At 68.5% G+C, this 8316-nt stretch carries 5 protein-coding genes; all 5 read right to left on the bottom strand.

Translation table 11 applies throughout. The features are described from left to right. Positions 1 to 865, bottom strand: an 865-nt coding sequence (locus FFK22_RS39970) for a glycosyltransferase family 1 protein (protein WP_143956942.1), incomplete at its 3' end; no start/stop codon positions are given. Positions 866 to 919: 54 nt separating this feature from the next. After that, positions 920 to 5260: a non-ribosomal peptide synthetase gene (locus tag FFK22_RS39965; RefSeq protein WP_143956941.1), complete on the bottom strand. Its 4341-nt coding sequence runs from the start codon at positions 5258 to 5260 to the stop codon at positions 920 to 922. A 44-nt stretch (positions 5261 to 5304) separates the two neighbouring features. Then, a complete protein-coding gene (locus FFK22_RS39960; protein WP_138893461.1) occupies positions 5305 to 5508 on the bottom strand; it encodes an MbtH family NRPS accessory protein in 204 nt (67 codons plus the stop codon). 271 nt (positions 5509 to 5779) lie between these two features. Beyond that, positions 5780 to 6562, bottom strand: a complete 783-nt coding sequence (locus FFK22_RS39955) for a LuxR family transcriptional regulator (RefSeq protein ID WP_138893462.1) — start codon at positions 6560 to 6562, stop codon at positions 5780 to 5782. A 603-nt stretch (positions 6563 to 7165) separates the two neighbouring features. Beyond that, positions 7166 to 8226 (bottom strand): IS630 family transposase gene (locus tag FFK22_RS39950; RefSeq protein ID WP_186002926.1). Its coding sequence is split into 2 segments (ribosomal slippage): positions 7166 to 7740 and positions 7740 to 8226, totalling 1062 coding nucleotides; the frame shifts between segments, so codons are not numbered across the junction. Positions 8227 to 8316 lie beyond the last annotated feature (90 nt).

Here is an 8316-nt window from a genome sequence, read left to right as displayed (position 1 = left end):
CCGCCAGGCCGGTCAGGGTCGGGCCGATCAGCTGGCTGAAATCCTCGTTCGCCAGCGTGCCCTGGGTGGCCAGCACCACCGGCCGGCCGCCATCAAGGTCGGCCCACCAGCCGGGCGGGTCGAAGGCCTTGGTCGGCGGCGCCAGCAGGGGACCGACGAAGCGCACCGTCTCCGGCAGGTCGCTGCGCGGATACTCAAAGGATTCGCCGGTCAGCTGCAGATAGCAGTCGGGCAGGGTGATGAAGCTGTCGAACATGAAGTCCGGCAGCGGCGGGCAGCCGATCGAGGCCAGCGTGTCGTCGAACCCCTGCTGCATGCCGGCGCACAGGGCCTGCATGGTCCGGTGCATGGAGATGTTGCGGGCTCGCCCCTCCGGCGTCGAGGACGGCGGCAGTCCGGAGCCGAAGAAGGCGGTGTCGACGCTGGTGGCGGCCAGCGCGGTGATGCCGAGCGTCACCACCGCCGGCCGCGCCTCGCGCGGGCCCAGCAGCATCGGCACGGCGCCGGCGAAGACCGTGTCGCCCAGGATGGCGTCGGCCGGGAAGCCGCTCAGGATCTCCTCCAGCCCGGCTTTCTGGCCCAGCATCGCGTCGCAGACGAAATGCTTCAGCCCGACCATCATCTTCTCCGGGCCCGGCTTTGCCTCGCGGTAATCCGGGAAATGCTCGTCGACCCGGCGATAATCGAGGTCGATCTCGCTGCGGAACGGGACGAAGCGCGCCCCGGTCGCCTCCGCCTTCTCCCGGAATGGGCTGGCGGTGTGCGCCACGACCTCATGGCCCAGCCCGACGAGATGATGCGCGATGCCGAGCAGCGGTGAGACATGCCCCGGCAGGGCGGTCGCGGCGACGATGAAGCGGGCCATATCGGACGGGTCCTTCCGCCGGGCGGCGCTGGTGCCGCCCGGCCTTGCTGCAGGTCACTCGGCGGCGACGGGGGTCGGCTCCGGCGCCCAGACTTCGGCCGCCTCGACCGAGTCCACGATCTTCAGGTTGCGCAGGTAGCGCTCGATCAGCTCCAGCCCGACCGGCGGGATGGTGCCGCCGATCTCCGCCAGCCGCGCATGGGTGGCGTCGAAGGACAGGACCGGCAGGGTGACCGACGTGTCGTACTCGCCGAAGATCGAGAGCACGGTGGCCAGGTCATGGTCGCGGCTGTCGAACCGGTTCAGCTGCGCCCGCTCCAGCCAGGTCGCCAGCGGCAGCAGCTCGAGCGGCAGCCCCAGCCGCTCGAGGATCGGCACCATGTCGCGCAGATGGACGGTACCCCGGCTGACCAGGTGGTAGACGCCGCCCCAAGGCTTGTCGCTGTGCGCCAGCCGCAGCATCGCGTCGGCGATGTCGTCGGCCGGGGTCATCGGCAGGTGGATGTCGGGGACAGCGCCGAGGCCGGCCGAGGCCCGCACCACCCGCCAGATCATGTCGCGGTCGTTGCAGATCGCGGACAGGCGGTCGCCGGTGACGGTGCCCAGCCGGTAGACCGACACCGGCAGGCCGCGCGCCTGGGCCTGCCGCACCAGCGTGTCGCCGACCCATTTGCTCTGGCTGTAGCCGCCGACCAGTCCCCGCCAGCTCTCCAGCGCCGACGCCTCGGTCACCACGCCCGGGCCGCTGGCCGGGTCGATCACCGACTGGGTCGAGACATAGTGCAGGGCCTTCGGCCGGCCGGTCGCGGTCCAGCCGATCAGCGTCCGCACCGCCTCGACATTGGGCGCCTTGAGGGCGGCATAGCCCTGCAGGAAGTCGATCATCGCGCCGCAGTGGAAGATGGCGTCGCACTCGTCGCGGATAACGGCGATGCCGTGCTGGTCGAGGCCGAGATCCGGCTCGCTCATGTCGCCCATCAGGATCTCGATGCGGCGGTCGTCCCACAGCTCGGACAGCTGGCGCTCCTGCAGGGTCCGGCGCAGCCGGGTCCGGGCCGCGCCCCGGCTCATCGCCCGCACCAGGCAGACGATGCGGGCGTCGGTGTGGCGCAGCAGCGTGCCGAGGATCTGGCTGCCGACGAAGCCGGTGGCACCGGTCAGAAACACCCGGCTGAACTCGACCGGCGGCAGCGCCGCCTGCGGCCGGATGTCGTCGGCCAGGCGGGCGTCGGCGGCGAGGTCGAGCGCGGCGGCAGCGAGGCCGTCGCCGAGCGCCTGGTCGACCTTCCCGGCGAGGCCGGCGATGGTCGAGACCTCGAACACCATGGCCAGCGGCAGGTCGACGGCGAAGATCGCCTTCACCCGGCCGATCAGCTGCGCGACCAGCATCGAATGGCCGCCGAGCTCGAAGAAATTGTCCTCGACGCCGACCCGCTCCAGCCCGAAGGTCTCGGCCCAGATCGCGGCCAGGGTCGCCTCGGTCGGCGTCCGCGGCGCGACATAGCCGGCGGAGGATTGCCGCTCCGGCATCGGCAGCGCCTTGCGGTCCAGCTTGCCGCTCGGGGTCAGCGGCAGGGCATCCAGCGCGGTGAAGGTCGCCGGCACCATATAGTCGGGCAGGTGCCGCGCCAACTCCTGCCGCAGCGCCGCCGGGTCCAGCACCGCGCCGGCCTGCAGCACCACATAGGCGGCCAGGTAGCGGTCGCCCGACCGGTCCTCGCGGTCGATCACTGCCGCCTGGATGACGGTATCGCTGCGGACCAGCGCCGCCTCGATCTCACCGAGCTCGATGCGGAAACCGCGCAGCTTGACCTGGTGGTCGATGCGGCCGAGGAAATCGAGGGTGCCGTCGGCACGCCAGCGCACCAGGTCGCCGGTGCGGTACATCCGGCTGCCGGCGGGGCCGTAGGGGTTGGCGACGAAGCGCTCGGCCGTCAGCATCGACCGGTTGATGTAGCCGCGGGCGAGGTTGGCCCCGGCCAGGTACAGCTCGCCATTGACCCCGGCGGGGACCGGCTGCAGCCCGGGGTCGAGCACGTAGAGCTGCGTGTTCCAGATCGGCCGGCCTAGCGGCACCGGCCCGGGGGCGGCGTCGCGGCGGCACTCCCAATAGGTCACGTCGACCGCCGCCTCGGTCGGCCCGTACAGGTTGTGCAGCGGCACCGCCAGCGCCGCGTGGAACTGGGTCTGCAAGTCCTCGCTCAGGGCCTCGCCGCTGCAGAAGACGCGCCGCAGCCCGGTGCAGCCGGCCACCTCCGGCTCCTGCAGGAAGGCGTGCAGCATGGACGGGACGAAATGCAGGGTGGTGATCCGCTCGTCGCGGATCAGCCGGGCCAGATAGGCCGGGTCCCGATGCCCGCCGGGCTTGGCGACCACCAGCGTGGCGCCCTCGATCAGCGGCCAGAAGAACTCCCAGACCGAGACGTCGAAGCCGGACGGCGTCTTCTGCAGCACCCGGTCATCGGCCGCCAGGCCGTATTCGGCCTGCATCCAGCGCAGCCGGTTGACGATGGCGCCGTGCGACACGGCCACGCCCTTCGGCCGGCCGGTCGAGCCCGAGGTGTAGATCACATAGGCGGGGTGCAGCGGCAGCGGCGCGCCGGCCTCAAGGCCGGAGGGGTCGGCCGCGGCCAGCTCGGCCTCGGTCTCCGTCGCGTCGAGGACCAGGCGGTCGGCGCCGTCCGGCACCACCCAGGCGAAGTCACTGTTGGTCACCGCCGTGACCGGCCCGGCGTCGCCGAGCATGAAGGCGATGCGGTCCAGCGGATAATCGGGGTCGATCGGCAGATAGGCGGCGCCGGTCTTGAGGATCGCCAGCAGCCCGACCACCAGCTCGACCGAACGCGGCAGCGCCACGGCGACGATCCGCTCCGGCCCGGCGCCGCGCGCGGCCAGTAGCCGGGCCAGCCGGTTGGCGTGGGCGTCGAGCTCGGCATAGCTCAGCTCGGCCTGCTCGAACACCAGCGCGGTCGCGTCCGGCGACCTCCGGGCCTGGGCGTCGAGCAGCGCGGTCAGCGTGTCCGGCGCGACCGGATGGTCGGTCCGGTTCCAGTCGACCAGCAGCCGCTGCCGCTCTTCCGGGGCCAGGATGTCGATGCCGCCGATAGCCTGGCCGGGATCGGCCAGGAACGCCCGCACCAGGCGCAGCAGCTGTTCGCGGTGGCCGGCCAGCTCCTCGGCCGTGTACAGCGCCGAATTGGCGTCCAGGTCGATGCACAGGCCGTTGTCGTCGCCGCGGTCGTAGATGAACACGCCGAGATTGTTGGTCGACCCGTTCGACAGGTTCTGCGGCGTCATCAGCAGGCCGCCGAAGCGCAGGTCGTAATCGAAGGGCTCAATGTTCACCAGCATGGTGAACAGCTGCTGGTTGTTCGGCAGCAGGTTCAGGTCGCGCCGCATGTCCTCGTAGCGGTACTGCTGGTGCCGCAGGCACTGGCGCACCTCGGTGCCGACCTGGCGGATCACGTCCTGCATGCTCAGGCCCGGGGCCATGCGCAGCCGCAGCGGCACGGCATTGGCGAGCATCGACGGCGTGCGCCGCATCCGGGCATTGGCCCGCGCGGTGACGGTCAGGCCGACGATCAGGTCCTCGGCCCCGGTCACGCGATAGAGATAGGCGGTGGTCAGGGCGATCAGGATCTGCGGCAGGCTGGCGCCGGTGGACTGCGCCAGGGCGCGCAGCGACGCCACCATGCCGGGTTCCATGAAGGACCGGTCGCGCAGCAGCTCGCCGGAGGCCAGCCGGCGATGCGACAGGGTGATCGGCGACGGCGTGTCGGCGAAGCGCTCCATCCAGTAGTCCCGGTCACGCAGGAACCGGGCGGAGGCGCGATAGGAAGCCTCCTCCTCCAGGATCTCCGCTAGGCTGCCGAAGGCGGTCGCGTCGGTCGGCGCGCGGCCCTCGACCCGTGCGGTGTACAGCTCCGCGACCCGGCGGGTGCACAGCCCGCCGGACAGGCCGTCCATCAGCAGGTGGTGGACGCGGTGGTACCAGATGAAGCAGCCGTCCGAGATCCTCAGGATGGCGGAGAACCACAGCTCCTCGGTCAGCGGGTCGAACGGCCGGGCGTAATCCGCCTGCATCCACCGTCCCGCGGCCTCCCGCGGGGCGGCCTCGGCGCTGAAGTCGATGAAGGGGATGTCGCCGCCATATTCGTGCCGGATCACCTGCCGCGGGCCTTCGTCGCCCTCGACGAAGCGGATGCGCAGCGCCTCGGCCTCCCGCGTCAGCTGCCACAGCGCCGCCTGCATCAGGCCGACATCGAGCGGGCCGTGGATCTCGATCGCCTCGGCGAGGTTGAACTCGATCTCGGGCATGAACTTCTGCGCCAGCCACATGCCGGTCTGGGCCGTCGTCAGAGGCAGCGAGGCGCTGCCGAAATCGATGCTGTCCATGGCTCAACTCGCTCGCAGGGTCAGAACAGGCCGTTCGATGGCGGTTATTGCCGGCCGGGCAGCGATTTCGGCCGCAGATCGGTCCAATGGGTGTCGATATGGTCCTGGCAGGACGGACGGTCGGCGTCGCGCAGCAGCGCGGTCCATCCGGCCGGGACCGGGATGAAGGCCGGCCACAGCGAATGCTGCCCCTCGCCGTTCACCAGGATGTGGAAGCGGCCTTCGGGATCGTCGAAAACGCTGGTCATATCCACGCTCCCCGGTGCCGCCGGATGACGGTACGGCCGACGCAAGTTTTCGCGAGGACTCGAGTTGAATTCTTTCGAAGCCCGGTGGCGGGGCCGCGGCTGGCGCCTTCGGTCACGATCACGATCCGCACGCCGCCTCGCTCCGCCGGGCCGATCCGGCGCATCACGGACATGCGTCGGACCGATTACTCCAGCTCTATGAGTCCTGAACTGCGCGCAGCTTGGTGTGAATCGGGGGCAATCGTGAGCTGTATAGGTTTACAGGTTCTGCTCAGGCGCAAATGATGATGTCATGCATCATTCCTCTGGCGATCGCTTGTGACAGTGTTGCGACACCGAATTTCTGCTTTGCATTCTCGGTGTGGAACACAACCGTGCGCCGGCTTATGCGCATGATCTCGGCGATGTCGGACGCGCTCTTGCCCTTGGCCGCCCATTGCAGGCAGTCGATCTCGCGCGGCGTCAGCGCCGGTCGTGCCTGCGGCTCCGGCCGCTCGTCCTGGCGCAGCCGGGCGTGCAGATGCAGCGCCACCAGGTGCAGCGCATGCTGGTGCTGGTCGATGCGGCGCTGGAAATCCGGCTCGGTGCCGAACTCGGCCAGGGTCAGGCTGGACGCGCGGCCCTGCCGGTCGTGGATCGGGATGGTCACGCCGCGCCGGATGCCGGCTTCGGCCGCTTCGTCCAGGAACGATTTCAGCCGCCTCGTCATCGGCTGCCGCCCCGATCTCAGCGCGTCGAGCGTCCAGTTGAAGGGCAGCATGGTGCCGACCGCGCGGGCGATCACCGGATCGATGCGGTCGTAGCGGTTGTCGCTGTAGCGCTCGACCCAGTCCGCGGGATAGGTCGTCAGCATCAGCGGCACGTCGTCTTCCCCGGACGGAAAGCTGACATAGGCGAAGTGCCTAAGTCCGTATTCCAGGATCGTCTGCTCCAACAGCTCGCCGATCGCCTGCCGGCCGACGGTCGGGAGATGTAAGATGAAATTCTGGAAAATTTGATCCATTTGCCCCTCGTCCGCATCATGCTCTACTGGGGTTTCCCCTTTCTCGAACATTTTATTTATTATTTCTCAGTTTTCATTTCGTCGCTTTGCAGTCGCGACGCTTTAAGTCATGGTATTTCTATTCGGCGGATACCGCAAAGGGAGATTCGCATAAGACCGTATGAGGTGCCGGCTGCGGCAAGCTGTCGCGGTGCCCTGGGCTGCTTCCGACCCGAAGCCCTTCTGCCATCGCCATTCCGTCGCAGGATGAAGCCGCGTCGCGCGAGGGGGAATCCCGATTCTCGGACCTCGTCAGGCAGTCAATCTGCAAGATATATCAGGTATACTTACCAAACCTGAGTGATAGGAATGACTTATATCAGCCGGTTTCTGAAAATCGGCCGACGCGTCGCCCGAGAAAACGCGGATTCTTGGATAGATTATTGCGGCGCTTGGAGAGGAATCTCTCTCGGCTCCGGTTTGTTTGGCCAAACTGGAATCTCGGCGGCGGGAATCACGAAACCTTCCCACACACAGGAGAAGTTCAGATGAGCGGCATTCTTGATCTGATCGGCCCTCTCGGCGGGCTGTTCGGCCACCCCGACTTCAACTTCTGAGTGGCTCAGGCCGGGGCAGGGTGGTCCTGCTCCGGCCTCTCATACCAGATCCCATTGATCAGAACCGGTGAGCCCAATCTCTGAGACCGATGGAGAAGATGCGCCAAGGCTGGTCGACGAGGGTGTTCCAGGCGTAGCAGCAGTGGTCGAGGATGTCCTGGTAGGAGGAGAAGACGCGGTTGGAGAGCCAGTTGCCGCGCAGGAACTGCCAGACGGTCTCGACCGGGTTGAGCTCGGGGCAGCGAGGCGGCAACGGCAAGAGAGTGATGTTGCCGGGGATGCTCAGGCCTCGGGTGGTATGCCAGCCGGCCTGATCGAGCAAGACGACGGCGTGGGCGCCCGGGGCGACCGCGTTGGAGATCTCGATGAGGTGGAGGTTCATGGCGGCGGTGTTGCAGCGGGGCATGACCACGGCGGCGGCCTTGCCTTCCCGCGGACAGATGGCGCCGAAGAGATAGGCCGACCGGGTGCGCTGATCCTTGGGCGCGGCGGGCCTGGTGCCGCGCCGGGCCCACCGTCGGGTGATGCTGTTCTTCTGGCCTATGCGCGCCTCGTCTTGCCACCAGAGTTCCAGTGCGGTGCCGGCGCGGAGCCGCGCGCGGATCGCCGCCAGGAGGGCGGGGAAGTTTTTTTGAACGCCGGGATCGCCTCCGGATCCTGCGCGTGATGACGCGGGCGGGCAGAGAGCCTGCGATAGCCCATGGCCCGCAACTCACGGCTCATGGTCTGCGGGCTGAGGGAGATCCGGAACTCCTCGAACACCCATTGCACCAGATCGACCAGCCGCCAGCGCACGACGCCGTGCACCGCCGGGATCGGGCCGCTCTCGACCAGCGCCGCCAGCACCCTGCGCTGCTCGGGAGTGAGCCTCGGCGTCGGGCCGGGAGCCTTGCGGTCGAGCAGCCCATCCGGGCCTCGCGCGTTGAACCGCAGCACCCAGTCCCGCACGATCTGCAGCGTCACGCCGCCCAACCGCGCCGCATCCGCTCGCGACCCGCCGTCGTAGATCGCCGCCAGCGCCAGCAGCCGGCGCGTCTGCTTCGCATCTTTCGACTGCCGGGCCAGGCCGCGCAGGGCGCCGGCATCGTAGTCGCTACGCAACGGAATTGGTGCAGCCATGGCAAGCATCCTTCTGCTCGCCATCCTGTGAATCACATTCGCGACCCCTTGGGAATCCTCTGAGAGTCAGCCTCTGCGGGAATTGGTATC

It is taken from the genome of Mycobacterium sp. KBS0706, from assembly GCF_005938675.2.
Lineage (GTDB): Bacteria > Pseudomonadota > Alphaproteobacteria > DSM-16000 > Inquilinaceae > Inquilinus.
This window is presented reverse-complemented; position numbering and strand designations above follow the sequence as displayed.

Bases quoted from the DNA above. Each gene is read 5' to 3' on its own strand.
- FFK22_RS39965 (WP_143956941.1), bottom strand. From the start codon at position 5,260: ATGGACAGCATCGATTTCGGCAGCGCCTCGCTGCCTCTGACGACGGCC.
- FFK22_RS39960 (WP_138893461.1), bottom strand. From the start codon at position 5,508: ATGACCAGCGTTTTCGACGATCCCGAAGGCCGCTTCCACATCCTGGTG.
- FFK22_RS39955 (WP_138893462.1), bottom strand. From the start codon at position 6,562: ATGTTCGAGAAAGGGGAAACCCCAGTAGAGCATGATGCGGACGAGGGG.